The organism is Methanolobus tindarius DSM 2278 (assembly GCF_000504205.1).
GTDB classification, from domain to species: Archaea; Halobacteriota; Methanosarcinia; order Methanosarcinales; family Methanosarcinaceae; genus Methanolobus; species Methanolobus tindarius.
Map to the genome: position 1 here is coordinate 122698 of NZ_AZAJ01000001.1, position 23135 is coordinate 145832.

26 protein-coding genes are annotated in these 23135 nt (G+C 39.1%); 5 read left to right on the forward strand and 21 right to left on the reverse strand.

Annotation, left to right across the window (positions count from 1 at the left end; genetic code table 11):
- The first annotated feature begins 74 nt into the window (after positions 1-74).
- Positions 75-455 carry a transcriptional regulator gene (locus tag METTI_RS00530; RefSeq protein WP_023843847.1) on the forward strand — a complete coding sequence of 127 codons (381 nt, stop codon included), beginning with the start codon at positions 75-77 and terminating at the stop codon, positions 453-455.
- 24 nt (positions 456-479) lie between these two features.
- Here METTI_RS00530 and METTI_RS00535 read toward each other — a convergent pair whose 3' ends face one another.
- Positions 480-692: a hypothetical protein gene (locus tag METTI_RS00535; protein ID WP_023843848.1), complete on the reverse strand. Its 213-nt coding sequence runs from the start codon at positions 690-692 to the stop codon at positions 480-482.
- On the reverse strand, positions 689-814 hold the full coding sequence (locus METTI_RS16145) for a hypothetical protein (protein WP_023843849.1): 126 nt from the start codon (positions 812-814) through the stop codon (positions 689-691). Before METTI_RS16145 ends, METTI_RS00535 begins: the two co-directional genes overlap by 4 nt.
- A 183-nt stretch (positions 815-997) precedes the next feature.
- On the opposite strand from METTI_RS16145, the gene METTI_RS00540 reads away from it, so the two are divergent.
- Positions 998-1696 carry a hypothetical protein gene (locus tag METTI_RS00540; protein WP_023843850.1) on the forward strand — a complete coding sequence of 233 codons (699 nt, stop codon included), beginning with the start codon at positions 998-1000 and terminating at the stop codon, positions 1694-1696.
- A 26-nt stretch (positions 1697-1722) separates the two neighbouring features.
- Here METTI_RS00540 and METTI_RS00545 read toward each other — a convergent pair whose 3' ends face one another.
- Together METTI_RS00545 and METTI_RS00550 are read right to left on the reverse strand one after the other, a co-directional pair.
- Positions 1723-2448 carry a MinD/ParA family ATP-binding protein gene (locus METTI_RS00545; RefSeq protein ID WP_023843851.1) on the reverse strand — a complete coding sequence of 242 codons (726 nt, stop codon included), beginning with the start codon at positions 2446-2448 and terminating at the stop codon, positions 1723-1725.
- Between the two features lie 5 nt (positions 2449-2453).
- Entirely contained in the window at positions 2454-2861 is a 408-nt protein-coding gene (locus METTI_RS00550) for a helix-turn-helix domain-containing protein (RefSeq protein WP_023843852.1), read from the reverse strand.
- A gap of 171 nt (positions 2862-3032) precedes the next feature.
- On the opposite strand from METTI_RS00550, the gene METTI_RS00555 reads away from it, so the two are divergent.
- Positions 3033-3710, forward strand: coding sequence for an RAD55 family ATPase (locus tag METTI_RS00555; protein ID WP_023843853.1), 678 nt, complete (start codon positions 3033-3035; stop codon positions 3708-3710).
- A 554-nt stretch (positions 3711-4264) separates the two neighbouring features.
- Here METTI_RS00555 and METTI_RS00560 read toward each other — a convergent pair.
- The 15 genes from METTI_RS00560 to METTI_RS00630 form a co-directional block, all read right to left on the reverse strand.
- A complete protein-coding gene (locus tag METTI_RS00560) occupies positions 4265-4846 on the reverse strand; it encodes a hypothetical protein (protein ID WP_023843854.1) in 582 nt (193 codons plus the stop codon).
- 21 nt (positions 4847-4867) lie between these two features.
- Positions 4868-5632 (reverse strand): GNAT family N-acetyltransferase, encoded by a 765-nt coding sequence (locus METTI_RS00565; RefSeq protein WP_023843855.1) that lies wholly within the window; start codon positions 5630-5632, stop codon positions 4868-4870.
- 16 nt (positions 5633-5648) lie between these two features.
- A complete protein-coding gene (locus METTI_RS00570; protein ID WP_023843856.1) occupies positions 5649-8300 on the reverse strand; it encodes a leucine-rich repeat domain-containing protein in 2652 nt (883 codons plus the stop codon).
- A gap of 13 nt (positions 8301-8313) precedes the next feature.
- Positions 8314-9084, reverse strand: a complete 771-nt coding sequence (locus METTI_RS00575) for a roadblock/LC7 domain-containing protein (protein ID WP_023843857.1) — start codon at positions 9082-9084, stop codon at positions 8314-8316.
- Between the two features lie 19 nt (positions 9085-9103).
- Positions 9104-10174 (reverse strand): RAD55 family ATPase, encoded by a 1071-nt coding sequence (locus tag METTI_RS00580; RefSeq protein WP_023843858.1) that lies wholly within the window; start codon positions 10172-10174, stop codon positions 9104-9106.
- Positions 10171-10581, reverse strand: coding sequence for a hypothetical protein (locus METTI_RS00585; protein WP_211232181.1), 411 nt, complete (start codon positions 10579-10581; stop codon positions 10171-10173). Before METTI_RS00585 ends, METTI_RS00580 begins: the two co-directional genes overlap by 4 nt.
- Before the next feature lie 5 nt (positions 10582-10586).
- Positions 10587-11504, reverse strand: coding sequence for a hypothetical protein (locus METTI_RS00590; RefSeq protein ID WP_023843860.1), 918 nt, complete (start codon positions 11502-11504; stop codon positions 10587-10589).
- A 34-nt stretch (positions 11505-11538) separates the two neighbouring features.
- Positions 11539-12126, reverse strand: a complete 588-nt coding sequence (locus METTI_RS00595) for a hypothetical protein (RefSeq protein ID WP_023843861.1) — start codon at positions 12124-12126, stop codon at positions 11539-11541.
- Between the two features lie 193 nt (positions 12127-12319).
- Positions 12320-13180 (reverse strand): hypothetical protein, encoded by an 861-nt coding sequence (locus METTI_RS00600; protein ID WP_023843862.1) that lies wholly within the window; start codon positions 13178-13180, stop codon positions 12320-12322.
- 15 nt (positions 13181-13195) lie between these two features.
- Positions 13196-14263 carry a histone deacetylase family protein gene (locus METTI_RS00605; protein WP_023843863.1) on the reverse strand — a complete coding sequence of 356 codons (1068 nt, stop codon included), beginning with the start codon at positions 14261-14263 and terminating at the stop codon, positions 13196-13198.
- Positions 14263-16290: a histone deacetylase gene (locus METTI_RS14870; protein WP_023843864.1), complete on the reverse strand. Its 2028-nt coding sequence runs from the start codon at positions 16288-16290 to the stop codon at positions 14263-14265. The genes METTI_RS00605 and METTI_RS14870 overlap by 1 nt, the downstream gene beginning before the upstream one ends.
- Positions 16291-16323: 33 nt before the next feature.
- Complete coding sequence (locus METTI_RS00615) at positions 16324-17259, reverse strand: hypothetical protein (RefSeq protein WP_023843865.1); 936 nt, start codon at positions 17257-17259, stop codon at positions 16324-16326.
- 119 nt (positions 17260-17378) lie between these two features.
- On the reverse strand, positions 17379-18047 hold the full coding sequence (locus METTI_RS00620) for a hypothetical protein (RefSeq protein ID WP_023843866.1): 669 nt from the start codon (positions 18045-18047) through the stop codon (positions 17379-17381).
- 39 nt (positions 18048-18086) lie between these two features.
- Entirely contained in the window at positions 18087-18863 is a 777-nt protein-coding gene (locus METTI_RS00625) for an archaellin/type IV pilin N-terminal domain-containing protein (RefSeq protein ID WP_023843867.1), read from the reverse strand.
- Between the two features lie 53 nt (positions 18864-18916).
- On the reverse strand, positions 18917-19726 hold the full coding sequence (locus METTI_RS00630) for an archaellin/type IV pilin N-terminal domain-containing protein (protein WP_023843868.1): 810 nt from the start codon (positions 19724-19726) through the stop codon (positions 18917-18919).
- 157 nt (positions 19727-19883) lie between these two features.
- Between METTI_RS00630 and METTI_RS00635 the strand changes: the two genes are divergently transcribed.
- Together METTI_RS00635 and METTI_RS00640 are read left to right on the forward strand one after the other, a co-directional pair.
- Positions 19884-20675, forward strand: a complete 792-nt coding sequence (locus tag METTI_RS00635) for a hypothetical protein (RefSeq protein ID WP_023843869.1) — start codon at positions 19884-19886, stop codon at positions 20673-20675.
- A complete protein-coding gene (locus METTI_RS00640) occupies positions 20668-21030 on the forward strand; it encodes a hypothetical protein (RefSeq protein ID WP_023843870.1) in 363 nt (120 codons plus the stop codon). The genes METTI_RS00635 and METTI_RS00640 overlap by 8 nt, the downstream gene beginning before the upstream one ends.
- Before the next feature lie 437 nt (positions 21031-21467).
- Here METTI_RS00640 and METTI_RS00645 read toward each other — a convergent pair whose 3' ends face one another.
- Positions 21468-22247 (reverse strand): archaellin/type IV pilin N-terminal domain-containing protein, encoded by a 780-nt coding sequence (locus tag METTI_RS00645; protein WP_023843871.1) that lies wholly within the window; start codon positions 22245-22247, stop codon positions 21468-21470.
- Positions 22248-22292: 45 nt separating this feature from the next.
- Entirely contained in the window at positions 22293-23102 is an 810-nt protein-coding gene (locus METTI_RS00650) for an archaellin/type IV pilin N-terminal domain-containing protein (RefSeq protein ID WP_023843872.1), read from the reverse strand.
- Positions 23103-23135: the final 33 nt, after the last annotated feature.

Consider the following 23135-nt stretch of genomic DNA (forward strand, 5'->3'; position numbering starts at 1 on the left):
TATATAACTTTAAATATAATAATGTCATATTAGGTGGTAGAGCTCATTAGAGCATAACGTAATAAGGGGTTATTATGAAAGATTTTGAAGTAAAGATACTTGATGACACAGACTACAAGTTCATTGAAGCACTGAAAAGCCTGGGAATGTCCAGGAATGTAGCAACCACACTTACCTACCTTTCAAATGTGGAAGAAGCATCTTCTCAGGAGATTGAGATGAGCACCGGTCTGAGACAGCCAGAAGTAAGCGTTGCCATGAGGCATATGCGTGAAAGAAATTGGATTGATATCCACAACAAGAAAGCAGTTGGAAAAGGCAGACCTACTAAGATCTACAGACTTTCCGCTCCAGTTGAAGATATCATCAAACACTATGAACAGAAGATCATAGAAGACACAAAGACAACGATGGACGCCATCACCAAGCTTAAAGATATTACAAAAAGAATGTAAGTTTTTGAGTGTGTCCGGTCAGGATCATCCCTGTGAAGCAATACACATAATGGTCAGATTACCGGGCACAGCAATTCCATCTATTGGAACAGCTTTTTTATCTTTTAAAAGAAGGACAGTTTCCTGGTTTATACCAAGAATGTCCAGAACGTTTTCATAAGTAGTATCAACCGGAACAGTCAGTTTTTTATTTGAAAGGTCCGAATTGATCAGTTCAATATCAAGTGTTATTGTCACTCTACGATCTCACCATCCGGGGATTTCAAATCTTCGAGGTTTTCCTGTATAAGCTTTGCATCTAGTTCTTCGTACTTCTTTTCACCTTTACGCTCATAGTCTCTTTTATGGAACTTTGACATACGAAAACACCTCGAATAAAATCTGCTGCAATAGGTATTAACCCTTTCGGAAAAAAGGAATACTTTATGCAAAAATATCAGATGAACTTTTGTTAAAAATCAAAAACCATCGAGAGTTCAGTATCAATTAGAAAGGTATAAATGCTCGCCGGTACAGTATAATTATACATCACATATAATAAAATGGCAGTGGTAGCGATAGAGATGGGTATTAGTACGCATGAGAGAACACTTGTAGATTTTCTTGCTGTGCTCAGGGGAAAAAGTTCAGTTTTTTGTTATAAGGATAATTTGCAGGCACCAGAACTTGTGACAATTATCACACAGGAAATAGAAAATGAGGAAAAAATTCCCGTAATCAGAATCTGCTGGAATGAAAATGAATTGGATAATAAGGATTTTTCAGACAATGCTACTTCATTCTATATTTTCAAAAATTTTACTACGGCACTTATCAAAATTGAAAAGATGCTTACCCAGGGAAAACACCTGATACTCGTATCAGACATAAGCAACCTTGAAAAAGAGCAGAATTCACGTCCATATATTCGTTTCCTGTCAATTCTTTTGCGTAAAAGTGAAGAATATGATAGCACCATGATAGCCATGGTTGGTGAAAAATGCAGCAATCCACTGGTTAAGGCTGAACTGATACCTCATTTTAAAAAAGTATTCCTGCTAACAGAAAGCAAGACAATTAAAAGCATAGATGGATCCCCTGAAATGAGATATTCCATAGAAAATGGCAAACTCTATCTTGAAACACAGCTTCAGGACGATATGAACAAAATAAAAGAGATTTTCAGTCTTACACCCGAAGAAAAGAAAGAACTTGACAGGATAGTCGGAGAAAGTCTTGAGGAATACAGGACATCCCTATAACATATCCTATCCAGATTTTTAATTATTTAGTCAACAAGCTTTTCTGCTATCTTTTTTAACTCAGTGCAATATTCACATTCAGGATCATCCTGCATTGCTATTTTTCTGGACCATGATTTAGCAACATAGTCATCATAAGCAATAAGTCCTAAAAGCTCTGTTCCAAGCTTATTACTGAAGTCAGAAACAATAGACATTATATCATCTCTTTTTTCAGCTGGTATTCTGTTAAACAGAAGAGCTGCATGTGTTTCCAGTTTTGCAGACATACTGGAAAGTACGTATGTTCCCCGGATATCCTGAATATCAATTGTTGACACAATTACAGCCTTGTCAACTATATTCATGGTTAAAAGACTTGACTTATTGATACCGGGACTACAATCGAAAAGAAAATGATCGATATCCAGTTTTTCTCCAAGTTTCTTTACCAGGGCAAGTAATTTATCCCTGGCTTCACCCGGCGTGTTAAACATTGCAGATATGTCTTCTTCACATGCTTTGGAAGGAACTACGTAAACATCAGTTTCCCCGTATTTATAAACGATATCATCTGCACTGCAAACACCCTGCAGATAATCTATGAGTGTCATATCATACCTTATATCAAACAAAGAATGCAGACCCGGACCATTTACGTCAGTATCGATTATGCAAACTTTGCTGCCCTTTTGAGAGAGCATGACCCCCAGATTTCCCACAAATGTCGTTTTACCCGTACCACCCTTATAAGAATGAAAACTCAAAAGCATTTTACTCACCCAAGTAACTGGTCAAGTTTGTTCTCAACCTCTTCAACCGCAGACCAATGTTCATTGTTCTTACTTTCAACTTTCTTACTCAAAGAATAATAGATCTTTTTACCTTTTCTTTCCCTTTCAAGCCATCCGGCCCTATAAAGCTCATTAAGGTATTTGTTTTCTATTGAGCGATGTCTTCCAGTAATTTCGCTCACTTCATCTGCTGTGCATGAAGTTAATTTTGAAACTGCAAACAATGATTTACGGATAGAATCAGGAACTGTTAGGAAAACAGCCATTTTATCATTGATTGCCGGGGAATTACGGGCTTCAAGATCTGCAATGCGTAATTCCAGTAATTTCAAACGCTCGTTTATATCATTAAGATATTCCAAAATCCCGTTGTTGTTTTGAAGGTCAGCCATGATAATCAACATGAAGAAGAATTATTTGATTGTAATATCCAATTTAATAGGGCTGATAATATATAAGCTTGCTTAAATACATTTGATATTAAATGAGAAACTGACGTTAATCTTTTTAATATTACGACAACCTTATAAAATAGCAGTACATATATAAAAAAAGTGGATGAAATGAGAAGCCCATCATATATCGCAAAGCTGGATGATCTTCTTTACGGGGGACTGATTAAGCCATCATCCATTTTAATTGCAGGTTCTTGCGGGACTGGGAAGACAAATCTGTGTATGCAATCACTTTTCAATGCTGCCAGAAAAGGTGAAAAGTGTGCATATGTCTCACTATTATCGGAGTCAAATGAAAAGATAGTCAGAGCCATGTCTTCGTTCTCATTCTATGATGAAAAACTTGTAGGCGACAAACTAAAAATCTTCTCAATTAGTTCAGATGTTGTAGCTAAAGGTGATTTTGCAATCTTTGAATATATCAATGAAAATATTCTGAAAGATAAGCCATCCAGAGTTGTAATTGATACAATGAATGTACTTGAAGATATTGAAAGCACCTTTGATGAACGTCCATTCCATAAATCTGAGCTCCGCGCCTTTATACAGAACCTTTTTCAGGAGTTTGACGACAATAATATTCTCCTGATAGCCACAGGTGAAATACCTGCTGCAAACATCAACTCAAGTCAATGGTCATATATTTTTGATACTGTAATCACACTTGGTACAACAGATGACGGTAAAAGCAATTATCGTTTCCTTGAAATAATCAAGGAAAGAGGAAGTGATTTTACCTCTGGAAAGCACAAGTTCAGTATCACAAAGGATGGAATCACTTTTTAAGAGAATATCCATATTACATGAAAGTGACATATTTCTAAGTTTCATGAGCTAACCAGAATATGTCCGGTATCATATCCCGGTCACCTCTTCTTTTGTAGAAGTTGCTTTGCAGGAAAAATGCTTGTTATATTACAATTACAGGAGGTAGTAGATTTTTCTAACACAAAGCAACCATTATTATAGCATTATTACTATCATTGTAGCATTATTATAATTATGCCTGAAAGAGAGGTGTAAACCACGATTTTGTTGGTTGGTATAATCCATGGCAAACCTCTTTCAGGCTAAATTGAAGCATATTAATCATATATGTACCACAGGTTCCATTATATGATTAATACTCACTAAACCCACTCCCCAGTGTGTTTATTCCCTAGCCCCAATTACTTAATATGTTTTGCAAGTTATATCAATTAACTGCATTTTTATTCATTATAGCTTTTGAATAAATAACAGCGTTATTTATTTTAACGCCGTTAAAATAGATAAAAAATAAGAAGAGAAACACCAGTAGGCATTTAATAAAAGTTTTGAAATAGTTACGGAAAATGAACTCAAAGATGAAGAGTCATGTCATCCAGTTCACGCTTACAATGATTCTTGATAATATTGTTAAGTCGCATGCGTACTGTTTTCAGACCTTCCTCATCGGTGAAATGAGAAAGCACATCTGCAAGCTGGTCTACCATTAATTGATAATCCCTCTCAGTGCCCATATCCCTTAGTTTTTGCATTGCAGACTCTGCAATTTCAGGAGTCCATTCCTCATTAGTATAATAGGTCTTGTCTTCAACCTCAAGCTTTTTCCTTGCTACGTCATTATTGACCCTGGCAAAAATAAGCTCCACGGTATGAGGATCACCAACAAATTCATTCATAAACTGCATGATGTCCATGACAACTTCAAAATAAGGTATTTCCGGATTCTCAGAATCCTTGAAAATCTGAGACAGCTCCAGTCTTATGTTTCTCTCGGCTGGTTTTAGAAGATAACTGGTTATATCATCAATAATATCTGCACAATTACCGCCATCCATATTTGAGGATAATTCATACGTATTAGCCGGTAATACGTTAAATTTCCCGTAATACTTTAATAAATTCTTACGCAAACGCTGGACATCTAAATTTGCCAAAATATCACCTGAAATTTTAAGTTATTTTAAATCAAATCCCCTGATAAAAGAATTCATTTCGCCTTTCAGTTTACTATCCAGAAGTTCTCTGGAACTTTCAAATAATGTCAAAAAATCACTTATATCATCAGAAGTAATGTTTTTTCCCATGTTTCGTCTGAACTTGAGAGCTTCATAGCTGCCAATCAGCTCAGGCATTACCATTCTTGGATAATCTCCTGCCATTGTTTTCAGCATGTTTCTTGCACGCGGATACGGAAGCATCAGGTATCCTTTATACCTTGATGAAAGGCCGCTGCTTTTAGGATTAAGTGTCGTAAATCCCAGTTTATTTTTGAAGAAGCGTGCAGCACCAGGATTATCTGGCATTGTTATTACATTTGTCTTTAAATGATTTACAGAAGTTGCAAAAAGAAGGCGCCCTATACCAACATGCCTGTGTGCAGGATGGATCTCAACACTTCTTAACAGATGAATGGAATGATGCACTACATTGGTCTTTCCACGATAGGTTTTTTCTGTTTCCTCAGATAATTGTTCAAACCTTGCAAAACCAAGCAGCTTATTGCTGCCTTCTACTGCTACAAATAATGAATGACCTGAACTCAGGGAGCTTTTTAGCAGAAAATCATATGGCATCCCAAACTTGTTATGGAAATAATTAAAACCTATATTGTCAGAATTTCCAATATCTATGTCAAGCTGATCCACCGACGAGCCTGCTTCAAGTATACCATAGCTGACATTTCCTGCTACGTGCAGTATGTTCATACCTTCAATTGACATTTTTAATCATCTGATCTCAAACATTTACAGTTCCCGCAACCGAATAGAAAGTGTATCTACCTTTTTTGACAGTATCCACCATCTGTTCCTGCTCCAGATAACCCATTACAAGAGAGAGTTTTTCAAAGTCTATAGGATAACCACTTGACTTTATCTGTTTCTCAAGCTGCTTGAGAGTTGCTGAACCTGCAATCGAAAGCTGACCGATTATAACTTCCTCTATAGGCATGTCTTTTAATCGTATGGGCTGTGGCTGCTCAGGAGCTTCCTCTGTAACGATGTCAGCTTCTGACAATGTCAGTCCCTTTGAATTTTCCAAAATCTCATCAGGACTAAGATCAAGAGACTCGAGATCAAGAGGAACTTCTTCAGGGAAAACTTCAGGAGATTCAAAATCAACTGGGACTTCAGCAGGACTCAGGTCCAATGAATCAAGATCAAGAGGAACTTCCTCAGGAACAACTTCAGAAGATTCAAAATCAACTGGGACTTCAGCAGGACTCAGGTCCAATGAATCAAGATCAAGAGGAACTTCCTCAGGAACAACTTCAGAAGATTCAAAATCAACTGGGACTTCGTCAGGACTCAGGTCCAATGACTCAAGGTCAAGAGGAACTTCTTCAGCAACAACTTCAGGAGAATCAAAATCAACTGGGACTTCGTCAGGACTCAGGTCCAATGACTCAAGGTCAAGAGGAACTTCTTCAGCAACATCCTCAGAAGACTCAAAATCAACTGGAGCTGCATCAGGACTCAGGTCCAATGACTCAAGGTCAAGAGGAACTTCTTCAGCAACATCCTCAGAAGACTCAAAATCAACTGAAATGTCATCGGGACTCAGGTCCAATGACTCGAGATCAAGAGGAACTTCATCGGGAACAACTTCTAAGGATCCAAAATCAACAGGCATGCTTTCTGCTTCAGGAACCAGATTATCCTGATCCGGAGCGAAGTCCTCAAGATTCAACGGTTCAGGAGTGAGTTCAGCTGTTTCAGCCTGAGCCGGTGACTGTTCTTCAAAGATCTGATCAGGTTCAGGAGTGACTTCTGATGGCTCCGGTAAGAACTCTTCCTGCTCTAATTGATCTGCCTGTGAATTAATATCAGTAGAATCTTCAGGGAAAACGTCTTCAATGGCATTATCCTGCATAGAAACTTCAGTCTGAGGTACAATTTGCTCATCAGGATAATCATGAATAAATGATTCCTCATAGCCAGGAATATGGATATGGAGCTGTTCCTGCAGGGAATTAAACATTCCACCTACAACTACCTTAAAAGACTCTATTTCGCCTGCAATTGCCATTATTTGTTCTTTGCTTGCATTTGGAGCATCACTTTCCTGCGTAGGAATTGGTGAGTCTGCAAGCTCTTCACTACTCTTTTCTGCAGCGGCAGCAACAGACTCAGTAAAGTCCAGTTCTTTTAGTGTACGATTCAGTTTGGTTATTGCTTTGGTATGCAGATTCACAGCCTTTGCAATGCTTTTTATCTGCTCCATGATCTCTTCAAGCTGTTGTGTATTGGAAGCAGCTTCTTCAAGCTGGTTATTCTGAAGCTCTGCCATAAAGCTAACATTTTCTGTAAGATTGTCCAGCTCACCTTTGTGTTCGGTTAAATCTGAAACTATCCTGTCAAGATGTTTTTCGTGAGCAACGACCTTTTCAATTGTATATTCCCGACTTCCGGTCTCAACAAAAGAACGGAAATCCTGGGAATTATAATTAGGAACATACTGGGACAGCATTTTAAACAGTTCAACATAAGTGCCATGTATCTGCTTTACAGAAACGATCTTGGAAGAAATGGCATCTGAAAGTCCCCTGACAATAAAAGCCTCATTCTCGAACCTGAAAAAGTCAACACCTGCACTGAACTCACGTACGCTGTCCCTTGCAGTCTCTACCATATCAAAAGATTCACGTTCACCATAAATGGCTATCATGGCATTTAAAATATCATTCAGGGTCTTAGCATAAGTGATTTCCAGAACATCAGAAGGCACTTTTGTAGGGTCCAGTGATTCGGCATTTACAGAATCCTCTGCCTGGACAACACGCCTGAGTCTCTTGGAAAAAAGATCGAAATCCTGCCTCAGTCGTTTATAATCAGATTCATGTGCTTTAGAATACAGATCACTTTCTAAAGTGGATAGCTTATCACCACTTGATTCAAGTTCATCAGTCATTTTTTTCTGCATATCGTTGAACTTTTCTTCAAACATGAATAAACGAGTTTCAAGCTCATTGTAACGACTTTCCGCATCTTCAAGCCTTGTAACAAGTTCAGAATTTGCAAGTTCCAGATCGGACTTAATATCTGAAGCTACATGAATACCTTTATCCCTCTTTTTTCGAAGGACTGAATTATCATCCACAATTATAAGGGACTTGGCACCTGCCGGAACAGGTCTTTCTGAATGCGCAGAGCTGTCATCCATTATGTTTTCACTGTTGCCTATTTCTGCATCTGCCTTACCGGTCTGCTTCAAATTATCATCTGTAATATCTTCAACGTAAGTTTTTGGGTCTTCCATTGACCCTGTAGAATCAGAAGCCTTTTCGTCTTCGCTAATCTCCATGTCATAATCCCGTGAGCTGCTTTGTGAAACTTCTGTATCCATAATTTCAGTATCACATTTTTCCATTGTGCATATTTCGTCATCCATAGCATCTCACCTGTCACACGAAGGACTCAAGTTTGTGTTTAATATCCGGTATCCATTCGGCTTCACACACATCCGCTACATAATCCCCATGTAGCGGACGAATCTGGTCCCTGATAATCATTTCAACAAGAAGCGGCCACAGGTCTTCAGTCATCCATTTAGGTGAAGAGGCAATTTCGTTAAAAGCCATTGCAAGTACCTGCTCAACTTCTCCCCTGCCCATGACACCTGTGATCTTCTCTTTGATGTCAGCAAGTATTTCCATATTCTTCTTGTATTCGGAAGACTGGGTATACATCTCATCAAACACGATTTTTGCCAAGATACGCAATTCACTTGCCACTTCTTCAGGATAAGTTGCAAGCTGCTCTTTTGTCATTGGACGCTGTTCGAAAACATGACGTATAACAGCTTTGGCAATTTCAATTTTATCCATATTTTCAGCAAGATCGGCTTTTCCCGTAAACAGGGATATTAAAAGAGCTCCGCGTCCCACTGATGAGAAAATAACTGTGCCAAACTCGTATTCAATTACTGACTGTTTCAGCCCCATTTCAAGCTGCTGGCTAACATGCAGCAGGTTGTTGCTGATAAGATTGGTCAGCTCAAATATTTTAGGGCCAATACTCTCCGGTATGTAGGATGCATAGATCTTTCCGTCAGCACCGGCAAAGAGCAGTACATCTACATCACTGGATTGGTGTGTCCTTTTAAGCTGTGCGACCAGAGCAAACTTCAAAAGGGAAACATCCTCAAGGTCATCTTTTGTTTTTCTAACCGACACGTCAACCCACCTCAATTACTCATTGGATCATTTCTTCCAGTTCGCTAAGATTGTCTATATCAATAAGCGGTTCATCTTCCTGTGAAGGCTCTTCTTCAGGTACTATATCTTCATCCTGCTGCATGGAACCCGTAAGTTCAGAAACTTCCAGTGCTGCAGCTTTTGTGGAGGATTCTTCCCTGCGCTTCTCAAGTTCTTCCCTGGTAATGGCATCATTAAGACCCTGAGACTCGAAGAATATCTGTAGTGTTTCCTTCGGGGAGAATGGATATGACCAGTTTTCCTTGACATATACAAGCCTTTCAAGCATTCTCTCACTGGCACCCAGATCAGCGGCAGTGCGTATGGCTTTGTCAAAGACATCGTCATACTTGCGTACATCTTCTGCAGATACCAGAGGCGTAGTTCTTACAACCACACCAACACCACGGACAAAAATGTAAGGATAAACTTCCTCACCATGCCTGGTTGCACGCATTTTCACAATTTCAAGAGCCCTGTTAAAAGCTCCGCCAATTGGCCTGTATGTCAGGTGAACTGCACCATCGGACATGTAGATAGGAATCAATACATCCTCACCGATAGTCTCACCGGGAGATGCGTGTTCTTCTGTTGTAATAAGAACCGGACCAAGCTGCTTTAGTGTGTAGAACAGTTTTGTGATAATCTCACGCTGTTCCTGTTTGTCCTGTATCGCCCATATAAGCGGGGTCAACGGATCAATAATCACACGCGTCTTTACTGCATAGTTCTTATTTGCCTCCACTAGGGCTGGAAGCTGCTCATCAACAAGTTTGACAAAATCCTTACCTTTTGAGTGGAAGAAGAATAATTCTTTTTCATAATACTGATCAAGGTTAAATCCAAGCATTTTTGCTTCTCTCATTATTTGCTCAGGTGGTTCTTCCATACTAATGTAGAGACCATTCTCTCCATGCTCAAGCCCGTAATTCAGGTATTGCATCGCAAAGGTTGATTTTCCGGTACCACTGGAACCTACAACCAGGAGGGTTGAATTATCACGTACACCTCCTTCAATTACTCTGTCAAGACCTGCAATTCCGGTTGGTATCCGTGTTTCGCTGCTCATTTAAATTCCTCCGGAAGTATTACCTCATCGAGGCTGCTTAATTCACTAATTTCTGTAATCTCAAGATTTTCTGCAAACTCATCCAGTCCTTCGATAACGGGTTGAGGATCTGGAAGCTCTGACCCATTTTCAATTGAAAGAATGAGAGATTCATTACTGTCAAAAGGAAAACTCTTCTCAATATAGACCGATTCTATTGAGTGACCCATGACCAGCATATAGTCACTAAGTTCTACCCATCCGGTTTCATTTTTTTTAACAACATTTTTAAGAATCACATTGTTATTTTTCCGGTCTATTTTTTCACATTCACCTCTGTAATGTGAACTGTTTGTAATCACCCTCACATTCTCACCTACAAATTCATCCAGATGAGAATATGGCGAAACTGATCTGTATCCTGCCATAAAAATCACTGCTGCTCCTTCTTCATTTTAGAAAGAAGCTCGGCAAAGCTGTCTGTCTTTTTAGCTTCTTCCTGTAATTTTGCGGTTTCTTCAGATACAGGTGGTTTGGGTGCAGCCGGTGAGGAATTATCAGGCACCTGTATCTTTTTGGCCATTTCACCAAAAGCGCCACCAAAGGTGCTGTGAGAATCAGCTATGGAAGAAAGTTCTTCCTGAAGTTTCCATGGAGGGTCAAATACCTTCTCCTGTACCGGCATGTTATTGGCAAACTGCATGTAAGCGTTACCAATTTCTGACAGACGACCGCTGTCCAGTAATTTATAAATTGTAAGTGTTCGTACCCTTTCCCTGAGTTCAGTGTCATCAACAGGCGGTCTGATACCGGATAAGATCTTCTTATCGTACTCATCAAGCATGACCTGATATGCAGATATAGGCTGGAGGTCAACTTTGAATTTGCAAACCGGATCACCGTTCTTTATGCACTCGGTTTCCTCAACGGAGCATTCAAGTTCAAGGTCTTCCCTGAAGAACCTGTGAAGGGCATCGGTTGTGGCTACACATACTTTCTGGTTTTGAAGTGCAGGATAGAAATTACATACGGGATTGTTCGGAACTGCAAATATGTAATGCATCGGTGCATACGAAATAAGCTGCATGTTTCCAAGTCCGATATCCTTGAAGAACTTCATGTGGAACTTATAAAGTGAAGTTCCCCTTATCAGCTCTATTGTGCTTGCTTTAAGGAACTTTCTTGTTTCATTCCACGGGACTTTGGCTTTTGGGAACTTGTCACTAATATTCTGCTGGAGTTTCAGCAATGCTCCGAAAGCCCCCATGGACTGCCCGAAACTTCCATCCATTGCCGGAGGCGGACCGCCGGCTGAATTTGTCATAAACGGAGGGAGACCAGGATCTGCCACTTATAATGCCCCCTCTGTGGTCATTAGATTCATTTCACATCATCTCCTTGATCTGCTTTATACCCTGTTCAGTAAGTTTTCCTGAAGTGTCACACATGCTCTGCTCTCTCAGATTCTTGAAACTGGCTGCAAGGGTGTCATTATCGACACCAATGAAAAATGTCAGTTTCTGCAAATCGTTCACACCTGTATAAAGCATGTAAAGGAGCTTTTTATCAATGTCAGAAAGTGATTGTTTCTTTGGAGGTGTGCCACACATTGGTTGCAGATAAGCTTTGAGCGTATTGATAACGGCTTCATTACCTGCAAGTAAAGCAGTCGCCGGAGCTGTGGCTCCTTCTACTACTGATGATGCCTGGAGATAATCTATCATAAGGATGTGTGAAGTCCCGATTGTACGCTGGGCTTTTACACGGATTGGATCTGAAACTTCCCTGCCTACCATACTTACACTTTTCAAAGGAATTGTTAACCATCCCCCGCCTTCTGAGAACCACAGGTTAAGGTTGGTAAGATAGAGAACACCTTTCTCCCAGTTGTCAGAGTAAAGGGAATTACCCATCATCACTGCTTTATAAATATAACTAAGATCAACTTTTGCGATACCCTGCTCTTGAGCCATAATGAAAAGACCCCATATAAGTAAATTATATATCTAGTATTATAATTATAGATACTATTGTATTAACGGTATTAATACCCTTCTGTTGAAATGTGAAAAATAGTAATTTTTGCACAAATAGAATGGATTCTATTATGCAAGCAACTCTAAAAAACCTCATAAAATAAAAAAATTAAAATTTAAATAGATTTAATTATTTCTTCTTCATCGGAAGGAAATACCTTTCAACATTGCAATTAGTACATATAAACGCAGTACCACTTCTTTTGCCTGTAACCATATACTTGTTCACAAGGAAATTTCCACATTTACATGGGGACATCATTTTTTGTTCTCCAAGGAACTTACCTTCAAAATCCACAGGACTTGAAATGTCTTCAGGAGGCTTATCACCAGGAACACTTGTAGTAACATGTCCGGAACCTTCGACAGGAGAATCAGAATCTGATGCTTCGGGTTCCTTTTTCATATTAATAAGTGAATCTGAAACTGCTTCCTTAGGGAAAAGTTTGTGCCTGCAGGCTTTTACATTATCCTCATAAGGAATAATTCCTTCACAGGCTACTACATGTTTTCTGCTTTCCTCAAGTATAAGGTAACCGGGATAATTACCCAGATCAACAGGACTATTGTGAGTTGGCTCTACAAAGTCCAGTGACTCAAAAAACAGTTTTGCAATCTTGTTTACCGGTTTTGTAATAATGTGTCCGACAAGTATTCCCGAAATAAAACAGAATATCTTTTTTCCCATACCCGTCCTGGCAAGCTTTGGTGAAACTTCAATTCCACGAAGTACATATGTAGGTCTGCTGTCCTTTGCAGGAGAGCTCCATTTTTCATTCATTGACCAGCCAAGCACAGTATTATCCTTTACAGCAACGACAAGAACCACAGTCGGTCTTTTAAGCCAGCTCTGGAAATTTGACAGGTAATCAGACATACCCAGGTATTTCCTGAAATAAGTGAATTCACCTATTGTAAACTTGTCAAGCTCAAAAGCATGTTCAAGTTTATAAAATGCAATTCCATCTTCACTCTTTCCAAGTTCGAACATTTAATCAACTATCCTTTAAATATGACCCCAATACGGCTCCAGCCTGGCTTTCAGGAGGGACAGATTATTATTAAACTCTTTTCTGGTTTTAGCATGTCTTGATGCAAGCAGATCAATCTGATCAACCTCATCCTTAATATTTTCAAGTCCGGCCAATGCACGCAGGACAACGGATGCAAGAAGACCAAGATCATCATGATAGCCACCCTCCAGCAGGGTTACAACGTTCCATTTACTTGCAAGTTTAAATATTATTCTATAGTAACCATCAACAGTGAGGTTCAGCTTGGCCAAAGGCTCTTTATGGTAAGCATCAAAGCCGCACTCCAGAATAACCAACTGCGGGTTGAACTTGTCAAGTATTTTTTCAGCAACCTCATCATAAAACAGGGAATATTCAGGATTACCTGATTCAGTAGGCATTTCCATATTTATGCAATATCCAATTGCAGGTCTCACACCAATATCTTTGATGAAACCCTTAAACGGATAAAGTGTTTTCTGATCCTGATGCATAGATATGCACAAAACTCTGGGATCGGCTTCAAAAGCAGCATAGGTACCATCCGAAGCATGTGCATCAATATTGATTATGGCTATCCTTTCAAGGCCTTTTTTCTCAAGCATATATCTGGCCAGAATACCTGAATTGTTGAATATGCAGAACCCATTACATGAATCAGGACCTGCATGGTGTCCCGGCGGACGTATCAGTGCATAAGCATGCCTGCACTCACCTGATATAACCAGGTCCCCGGCTTTCAGAACACATCCCAATGCATGAAGAGTCACATCAAACGAAGATGGACAAACATATACATCATTACCAGGACTTTGCCGCGGATCTCTTGTACATGCTTTAATGAGATCTACATACTCCCTTGTATGCACCCGTAATATATCCATTACAGATGCAGGGATAGAATCATAAAAACGGAATATTTCACCATCAATAAGACCGCTACTTTCAAGATATTCCAGTATATTCTGGATTCTTTGAGGATTTTCAGGACACGGATAGCCATTCAATAAAGAATCATGCAAATGATGGTTTTTATTGAAAGTGATACCTACCCGGGTCATCAGGCCTCCTGTGATAACAGAGCCGGATGATGACTTTTTGTTTCTGAAACCTTTTTCTGTAACTCTGCAAATATCTGTTTCTGTTGTGTCTGTTTATAGCTTGATATTTCCTGTTTGTCCTGAACCGGATTTGGACGTCCATGCAGAGAACTCAAAACACTATGGCACAACTGGCCATTAAAATCATGATAGCCACCTTCAAGAAGGAAAACAACAGGTCCTTTAAACACCGAATGCAGTTTAGCTGTCATCTGGTGATATGCATCTGAATCCAGTGCCAGGCCGATATTCATCTCATGATAATGTGCATCAAAACCACAGCTGAGTACTATAAAATCCGGATTGAAATGTTCGACCATGGGGATGACAGTCTCATCAAAAGCATACATATATTCCTCATTACTTGAACCTGCAGGCATTTCCACATTCATTGTATACCCTTTGCCGGCATTCTCACCTGTTTCGTTACTGAAACCTTTCCTGGGATAGAATCCATGTGGATCACGATGAAGAGAAATAAGCATCACAGTCGGGTCTTCATAGAATATTTCCATGGTACCGTCACCTGCATGAGCATCCCAGTCAAGTATCAGCACTTTACCAACTTTCCTGTTATGCTGAAGATGCCTTGCAAGCACTGCTGCATTGTTAAAAAGGCAGAAACCTCCGTATTTCTGGGAGCTTGCATGATGTCCGGGAGGACGTGTCAGGACAAAAGCATGGGTGAATTTTTTGTCCACAAGCAGATCCCCGGCCTGTATAGCTGCACCAGCAGCAGTTTTTGCGATATCATAAGATCCTGAAGTCATGTATGTACTGTCCCCAAGGAAACCTCCCCCGGATCCAGAATATGATTTTACGAAAGAAACATAATCCTTACCATGAACCCTGTGCAGATCTTCTTCATTAGCAGTCTGGAAATCGCTTATCAACGTGCATGTGCCATCAGTAAAAACCTTGTTCTTTTCAAGATACCACATGGCTTTGATTATACGTTCAGGTTTCTCGTGAGTAATAATAGAAAGTAAGGATGCATCATGTTTCATATGGTCCTCACTGTAAAGGAAAGCAATGTTCACCGGACCTGCAGGTTCATTAGAAACAGCCTTTTTTGCTGCAACAGTGGTTTTTGAAGCAGGACTTGCCGGAGGGACCACCTTAGAAGCTGGAGGTTTAGGAGCAACTTTAGCCGGCTGTGCTGATGCAGGTTTTACAGAAGAAACTGGAACCTGTTTTCCTGCATTAATATTAACCCCGGAAACAGAAGGATTAGCAACATTATTTGCAACATTTTCTGATTGTGGTTTTGCCGTTGTTTGCGGTTTTGTCTGTATAGAGGATGCTGCTTTAGGTACAGATTTATCTGCATGAGCCTGTATATCTGACTTCTGTACAGTCTTTGCAGGATGGGGAGGAAACTCTTTTTTTGGATCAGGTACCTGTTGAGCAGGTTTTACCTCTGCTGACTTTTTGTTAACTGTTTTTGGAACTTGTGGCTGCAAATCTGAAGTTTGAGAACTACCTGAATGCTGGTAAGAAGAAACTTTGGGAACCTTCGGAGTTTTTTGCAGAATCTCGGATACGGCTTTTGAGTAATCCTTTTCTTCATCCTTAACATTACTTTTCTCTTCATCCATTTCAATTTCAACCGACTGATAGGAAACATCATCAAAAGCACCGGACAGAACATCAGGTACTTTTGCTTCAAATGAAGGGAATGTAGAAGGCTCAATTTGCATATCCTGAGTATCAGAATAAGTTATAGTCTCATCACCAGCCTCAATAAAACCTTCACCTATGACAATCATTTTTTTGGCTTCAGTACCTTTTTCCTGATTGCCGGCTTTTTCATCCACAAAACCTGATTTAATAAGATCAAGGATAGAATCCTTTTCTGAAAGGTCAATACTACTTTTACCAGGCTTTTCACCATCAAAATAAGACAAAAATGCCTCGTTGAGCTTTTTCATGACATCAGAAGATAGCTGTTTATTTTTTTCCTCGTTTTTTTCTGCATCTGAAGACACCCATATCACCCACAATATAATTGTTTTACAAAATTACTGAACCTGCAACCATACAGGATCAAGCACACCGATGTACTTATTCCCTCCGAAATTGAATACCACAGTTGGTTCTTCAATGGAGGCCCAGCCTGAAAGTTTTGGTTTCACTACCCATGTACGTTTCACAGTTTCCCCAGGAGCTATCGTATCAAAGAAAAGGTTGATCTTTTCAGGCTCAACGGAATTTGAAAACTTAGCTTTGATAGCAAAATCATTGTATGGCTGCTGCGTGAAGTTCTTAACCCATACATCAACCGTTGCTGGTTTACCAATTGTAATTTGCTGTGAAGGAACAAATTTTACATATTGTGCAATGGTTTCTTTCTGTATTGGAGTTGCACCTGAAACATCAATTGTCCTGCTGTTTTGTTTTTTCTTGGTTTTGTCTCTCTTATCTATATATAGACCAAGACCAAGCATAATTACAGCGCCAATAAATATAAGCGGAGCATTGTTTGCAATGACATCTATTTTTGTTGTTTCAACTTCAACATCAACAACTTCTGCATTGTCCAGTGTCAAAGGAACAGTGAATGAAACCCTGGTAACTATCCATCCAAGCTGGCTGTTCTGAAGTGTGAAATATATAGGAACAACACTAGTTCCGCCGTCTGAATTTGACACGGTACACTCAGCTTCAACAGCTGCTATATTTTCACTGATTTCCTGGGAAACAATGTTAATATCTTGAATTGAACCCGGCTCTATTCCTTTATTGCTGAATATCATTTTAATACTTGCAACTGCAAGGAAATCCTTACCTGTGTACATATTAAAAGCCGTATTGAAATCTCCATCATTAATGGCAGTTAAAAATGTGGTCACTGTTTCAGGTACTTCTTCTTCTGGATTATTGCTGACACAACCACTACTATACACGCTAATCAGGATAACAAATACTAGGATAACTGAACAATACTTGTGTTTCATTTAAGCACCTGAGATTATCAAATATTATTATTATACAATTATAATATAGACATAGTACTTAATTTTATTTGTAGTAATTGTATATATTGCTTGTTAGAAAAAAGAAAGGAAGATAAAAATTAGAATAAAGAAGGAAAACGGGACAAATCTGCAATAAACTTTGATTTGCCGGTTTCAATCATAACGGCATATTCAAATGTCTGTCTTCCATCAACAATAAATGAGCGGATACCGCTACGCCCTTCAATTAACTGCCTTCCTGAATCACAGGAAGTCTGAAGTTCATCAATGCCGTCAATATCTGTCACCAGCATTTCAGAAGGAAGATAAATGCTCATTTTTTCAATTGCAGGATGCCCAATAACCCATATACTATGCGTACCAGATTTCAATGATTCTGGCGCGCCATAAATAATATTAGTTGTGACTTTTATCTGCGAAGTATTTACATTACCTTCAGCACCTGAAACCTGCATATCAAAGGAATCCAGAGAAAGAACTGTATTTCCATCATCTATCAAAACATAACCCAAATATTGCCCTGTGCTGTTTCTTTTGAATTCATCAACAAAACTCTCAACTTCCTTTTGACTTACGATGCTATTGTTATCAGAATCAAGACCCAGCCTGAAGGCTTCAGCATCGATGCCCGTATACATTTCATTAATTGTAAAATCAATTGACGTATCGTGGACCTGCAACTCATTTGTGAAAGTTGCGTCTGCCGATGAAAGTGAAATTGATGACAAAATCAGTATCAAAGATATTAATAGAATTTTTTGTGACATAGAATCCCTCAAAAAAGTTAAGGTGAATATTATTTCACCTTAAGGATATAATTGTATCGTTTCTCTGGTACCGTACGATGAAGGAGTTACAAACTCAGCCATGGTAGTAGCTCCGGCCTCAGGAGTCATCACTATTGCAACCGTAGTGCGTGGTTCTAGATCCAGATTAGAATCTTTCTGGTTACCACTGGTTGTTACACCATCTATTGTTGTATAAGAAGTGTCACCATCTGACACAACAGAAACATAAATAGTCACCAGGTCACCTGTATTCATTATAGGATTACCCTGAGAGAATGAAACGTCTTCATCTCTTATCTTCTGCACAGTAAAGAAGTATCTGCCATTTGCACCTGGAGGACTTTGAGTGTCCGTCAGTAAATGACCCAGATTTACACTTGCAGTGTTAGAAGATGAGAAGTTTTCCATGGCACTACCGTATGTTTTATCGTTATTGGCATATATCAGGTCATTTGTGTTAGTTCCATCAGTTATTGTAATAATTAACTGATTGAGATCCACAGGAGAACTTCCAACATTAAGACCCACTTTTACTTTAAGAAGGGACATATTAGAAGCCATCGTAGATCCGGTTTTTGCACGTACACCTTCAATGCTTTTGACGATCAGATTAGATGATACTTCCTGTGTAGCCTGCTTACCGGTTGACTGTGCCTGTTGCTGAAGTGTGCCGGATGTCTGGATAAGCACAGATGCAGCTACAGCAGCAATCAGCACCATAGCTATGAAAATAATCAAAGTACCTATACCCACCTGGGCAGCATTGTCTTTTGTAAAGCTGGCATTAGAGATCATGATAACCTCTTAATGAAAAAGATCTGCAGTGAAAGCACTGCAGTTCTCTTACATTATGGATAGAGCTGTACCGTTTCCTTAACACCGTATGATGAAGGTGCTACAAAATCAGCTGTCGTTGCTGCACCGGATTCTGGAGTCAGGACAATGTTTACAGTGGTTCTCGGAACCAGATTCAGTCCTGATGTTTTCAGAGCAGAAGTTACAGTAGTAGTCCCAAGATAGTCATAATCTGTTGATACTGCAGTACTGGATGTTGTTGCAATATAAACTGTAATCAAGTCACCAGTATTCATCACAGGATTGCTCTGTGAGAATGAAGAATCTTCATCACGAATCTTTTCTACAGTATAATAGTGATCAGAATTATTGAAAACACTGGGTGACGACGATGCATTTTTTAAAAGAGTGGCCAGATTTCCAGATGCAGTTGATCCAAAGTAGTCCATTGCTCCATCAGTACCGCCTGCAGAAGCATATGATTTTGTATTTCCTGCATAAACAAGATTGTTTGCAGTTGTACCATCAGTAATTGAAATTACTACCTGATTTACATCTACAGGGGAACTGCCAACATTAAGACCTACCTTGAGTTTCAGAAGGTCGATTGTTTCTGACATAACAGTTGCGCTGTCCTTTGCACGTACACCTTCAATGGTCTTGACCATCAGGTTAGATGATACTTCCTGGGTTGCCTGTTTACCGGTTGACTGAGCTTTCTGCTGAAGTGTACCGGAAGTCTGAATCAATACAGCAGCTGCAACTGCTGCGACCAGAACCATGGCGATGAATATGATAAGAGTACCAATACCCACCTGAGCTCTGGTATTTTTTTTCAAATATAATGCGTTGTTTGCTTTCATGCATATCCTCCTATAATCCAAATATATGGATGAATTTATATATCTATTAATAATATATATATTGATTGGTTGGAAATCTCAAACGTCAAACTATGCAAGTTCGACGTGAGGAAGCATTATATATTAACAATGTGTAAATAATAGTCAGAGGGATTAGATGAATGCAGGCTTATTAGTAAATGCCACAATATGTTTTGCAATAACAATATCTTCATTTGCTTTTGCATGGGTACTTGCCCGCAGTGAAGAAGAACATAATGATAAGAGTAAACCTGCCCTCTGGTCACTTGTAATATTATGGTCACTTGTAGGACTTACTTACCTGCCTACCACCATCAGAATGGTAGCTGCATATTTAGGAAGAGAAAATCTGGATCTTGTGATGTACAGCCTTGCAGCAGTTCCTTTTTCCTTTGTAGCAGTTCCACTGGTCTTTTTCATATTATATGTAATAGTAGGGAATAAAAAAATAAGTGCATACATTTCACTTCTCTTTGTACTCTTCGGTGCAGCATACCTAATGCTACTCTTTACAAATGGAGTAATTGGACCCATAGTTTCAAGTTATTCATCTCTGTTTACTATAAATAGTGACATTGCAATTAACATATACTTAATGGGACTTTTTGTCATACCTACTGCAATGATCATAGGATTTTTACTGCTCATATTCCTGCAGAAAATGCCAAAACATCTCAGATACAGGACAGCATTGCCACTTGTAGCAATATCTTTTGTATTTGACTTCATGCTTACCGACATGATCACAATGGTGGATGTAATGCAGCTTGTTGCAAGGATATTTGTACTCATAGGAACCGTACAGGCATTTTTAGCGTATTTCCCACCAATGACATTACAGGAAAAACTGGGTATTAAAAAATACCAGTACGAGCTTTATGATGAAGATTTCGACATTGATGGAGAGGAGGACAGCATAGATGTCTGATGATATTGATGTCGAACTTGAACAGGCAGTGGCAGAATTCTATCAATCATTGGGAATTCACCAAGGACCAGGAGATATTCAATACAGACTTATCTTGAAAGTCCTTGGAAGGAATGAAGGAAAAATTACAGAATTCTCAGAAATCAGGAAATACACCGATCAGTTTGCAGACAAAGGCAGCATTGGAAGCAAAATGAAAACCGTGTTCCAGCTCGAAGGACTGGTTGAAAAAGTGAAACGTGGCGGCTATGTTATTACTGATAAAGGAATAACTGCTTCTAATTTCCTCAAAGACAGCACTGCATTCTACAAGAAAAACAAGAGAATGGGCGAGATTATTGAGAGAATGCCCTAAGATTCTTTTTATTTATAGTTATAAACAGGTTCTGCAGAAGCAGAAATATTAACAGCCTATTTTCAACAAGTTACTTGCAATGGTTCTGATAATTGCGTATAGTGGTTCTTTCTAATCATTAATTAATCGGCTTCGTAAGACAGGATGATTATGCTAAAGCATTCTAATTATTAAATGCTCAGCAAGAACTTAAAATAAATAACCACGAACCATGCTGAATGAACAAAAGTCTTGTTAAAAATTGTTTATGATGCACTACATGACCACAAACCCTAACAAAGCTAACCCTGTGCTATCCTACTATTTTTAAAACAGTAGATTAACAGAATGCAGCTTCAGAAAAACTAAATTTAAGATAAAAAGAATTAATCAGAAACATTAGATAATAAGACTTTAAAAAGAAGAAATAAAGTGAGATATTAAATTAGTATCTCACATTATGGATACAGCTGTACATTTTCTTTGGTACCATATGAAGATGGCGTGATAAAGTCAGCTGTTGTAGCTGCACCAGATTCTGGCGTCAATACGATACTAACGGCAGTTCTTGGACCTACAACAAGACCAGTATCATCCTGTTTACCGCTTGTTGTGGTATCACCTATTGAAGTGAATCCTGTTGCACCTGATGCTACTGTAGAAATATAAACAGTTATAAGGTCCCCAGTATTCATTACTGGTTCTCCCTGAGTAAAAGATCCATCTTCATCACGAATCTTCTCTACAGTGAAGAAAAACTTACCGTTAGCACCAACGGTTCCAGAATCTGTCAAAAGTTTTCCAAGATTTGTACTTGCAGATGCAGATGATGAGAAATTTGCCATTGCGCTTCCATATGTACGATCATTATTTCCATATATCAGGTTATTAGTAGTAGTTCCATCAGTTATAGAAATAACAACCTGATTTACATCTACAGGAGAACTTCCAACATTAAGACCTACTTTTAGCTCCAGCAATGAAATATTGGCAGCCATATTAGTAGCCGAAGATTTTGCCCTAAGACCTTCAATGGTTTTAACCATCAGGTTAGATGAGACTTCCTGAGTTGCCTGTTTACCGGTTGACTGAGCTTTTTGTTGCAAAGTACCTGATGTTTGAATCAGAACTGCAGCTGCAACTGCTGCAACCAGAACCATTGCAATAAAGATAATCAGAGTACCTATACCCACCTGCGCGCTTGTATCTGATTTCATGAATTTACCATTTGCTTTCATATTTATCAACTCCTAAAAATGTGCGAAGGAATCGCACATTATTCATTATGGATACAGTTGTACAGTCTCCTTCACACCATAGGAAGATGGAGCTACAAAGTCTGCTGTTGTTGCTGCACCAGACTCAGGAGTAAGAACAATGTTTACAGTGGTCCTCGGAACCAGATTCAGTCCTGAAGTTTTCAGACCTGAAGTTACAGTAGTAGAACCTAGATAATCATAGGTACCTGAAACCGCAGTGTCAGAAGTTGTAGCAATATATACAGTAATAAGATCACCAGTATTCATTACAGGATTACTCTGAGAGAATGAAGAATCTTCATCTCGAATCTTTTCTACAGTATAGTAATGATCAGAATTATTGAATGTGCTGCTTGCTGTTGTATTTGCAGTTAACAGATATTGTAAATTAGTAGATGCAGTTGATCCAAAGTTATCCATATCACCATTGTCCTGACCAGTTGTTGCATATGATTTTGTATTTCCTGCATAAACAAGATTGTTTGCAGTTGTACCATCAGTAATTGAAATTACTACCTGATTTACGTCTACAGGGGAACTGCCTACATTAAGACCGACCTTGAGTTTCAAAAGGTCAATTGTGCTTGACATAACAGTTGAGCTGTCCTTTGCACGTACACCTTCAATGGTCTTGACCATCAGGTTAGATGATACTTCCTGGGTTGCCTGTTTACCGGTTGATTGCGCTTTCTGCTGAAGCGTACCGGAAGTCTGAATCAATACAGCAGCTGCAACTGCTGCAACTAGAACCATAGCGATGAATATGATAAGAGTACCAATACCCACCTGAGCTCTGGTATTTTTATTTAAATGTAATGTTTTGTTTGCTTTCATGTACGATCCTCCTCTTATATCCAGATATTTTTG

What these genes read in the sequence shown, in the direction of transcription:
- METTI_RS00645 (WP_023843871.1), bottom strand. Translation starts at nt 22,247, where the DNA reads ATGAAAGCAAATGGTAAATTCATGAAATCAGATACAAGCGCGCAGGTG.
- METTI_RS00620 (WP_023843866.1), bottom strand. Translation starts at nt 18,047, where the DNA reads ATGTCACAAAAAATTCTATTAATATCTTTGATACTGATTTTGTCATCA.
- METTI_RS00545 (WP_023843851.1), bottom strand. Translation starts at nt 2,448, where the DNA reads ATGCTTTTGAGTTTTCATTCTTATAAGGGTGGTACGGGTAAAACGACA.
- METTI_RS00565 (WP_023843855.1), bottom strand. Translation starts at nt 5,632, where the DNA reads ATGTCAATTGAAGGTATGAACATACTGCACGTAGCAGGAAATGTCAGC.
- METTI_RS00595 (WP_023843861.1), bottom strand. Translation starts at nt 12,126, where the DNA reads ATGGCTCAAGAGCAGGGTATCGCAAAAGTTGATCTTAGTTATATTTAT.
- METTI_RS00640 (WP_023843870.1), top strand. Translation starts at nt 20,668, where the DNA reads ATGTCTGATGATATTGATGTCGAACTTGAACAGGCAGTGGCAGAATTC.
- METTI_RS00530 (WP_023843847.1), top strand. Translation starts at nt 75, where the DNA reads ATGAAAGATTTTGAAGTAAAGATACTTGATGACACAGACTACAAGTTC.
- METTI_RS00600 (WP_023843862.1), bottom strand. Translation starts at nt 13,180, where the DNA reads ATGTTCGAACTTGGAAAGAGTGAAGATGGAATTGCATTTTATAAACTT.
- METTI_RS00625 (WP_023843867.1), bottom strand. Translation starts at nt 18,863, where the DNA reads ATGATCTCTAATGCCAGCTTTACAAAAGACAATGCTGCCCAGGTGGGT.
- METTI_RS00650 (WP_023843872.1), bottom strand. Translation starts at nt 23,102, where the DNA reads ATGAAAGCAAACAAAACATTACATTTAAATAAAAATACCAGAGCTCAG.
- METTI_RS00585 (WP_211232181.1), bottom strand. Translation starts at nt 10,581, where the DNA reads ATGGCAGGATACAGATCAGTTTCGCCATATTCTCATCTGGATGAATTT.
- METTI_RS00580 (WP_023843858.1), bottom strand. Translation starts at nt 10,174, where the DNA reads ATGAGCAGCGAAACACGGATACCAACCGGAATTGCAGGTCTTGACAGA.
- METTI_RS00550 (WP_023843852.1), bottom strand. Translation starts at nt 2,861, where the DNA reads ATGGCTGACCTTCAAAACAACAACGGGATTTTGGAATATCTTAATGAT.
- METTI_RS00630 (WP_023843868.1), bottom strand. Translation starts at nt 19,726, where the DNA reads ATGAAAGCAAACAACGCATTATATTTGAAAAAAAATACCAGAGCTCAG.
- METTI_RS00635 (WP_023843869.1), top strand. Translation starts at nt 19,884, where the DNA reads ATGAATGCAGGCTTATTAGTAAATGCCACAATATGTTTTGCAATAACA.
- METTI_RS16145 (WP_023843849.1), bottom strand. Translation starts at nt 814, where the DNA reads ATGTCAAAGTTCCATAAAAGAGACTATGAGCGTAAAGGTGAAAAGAAG.
- METTI_RS00555 (WP_023843853.1), top strand. Translation starts at nt 3,033, where the DNA reads ATGAGAAGCCCATCATATATCGCAAAGCTGGATGATCTTCTTTACGGG.
- METTI_RS00540 (WP_023843850.1), top strand. Translation starts at nt 998, where the DNA reads ATGGCAGTGGTAGCGATAGAGATGGGTATTAGTACGCATGAGAGAACA.
- METTI_RS00605 (WP_023843863.1), bottom strand. Translation starts at nt 14,263, where the DNA reads ATGACCCGGGTAGGTATCACTTTCAATAAAAACCATCATTTGCATGAT.
- METTI_RS00615 (WP_023843865.1), bottom strand. Translation starts at nt 17,259, where the DNA reads ATGAAACACAAGTATTGTTCAGTTATCCTAGTATTTGTTATCCTGATT.
- METTI_RS00570 (WP_023843856.1), bottom strand. Translation starts at nt 8,300, where the DNA reads ATGGATGACGAAATATGCACAATGGAAAAATGTGATACTGAAATTATG.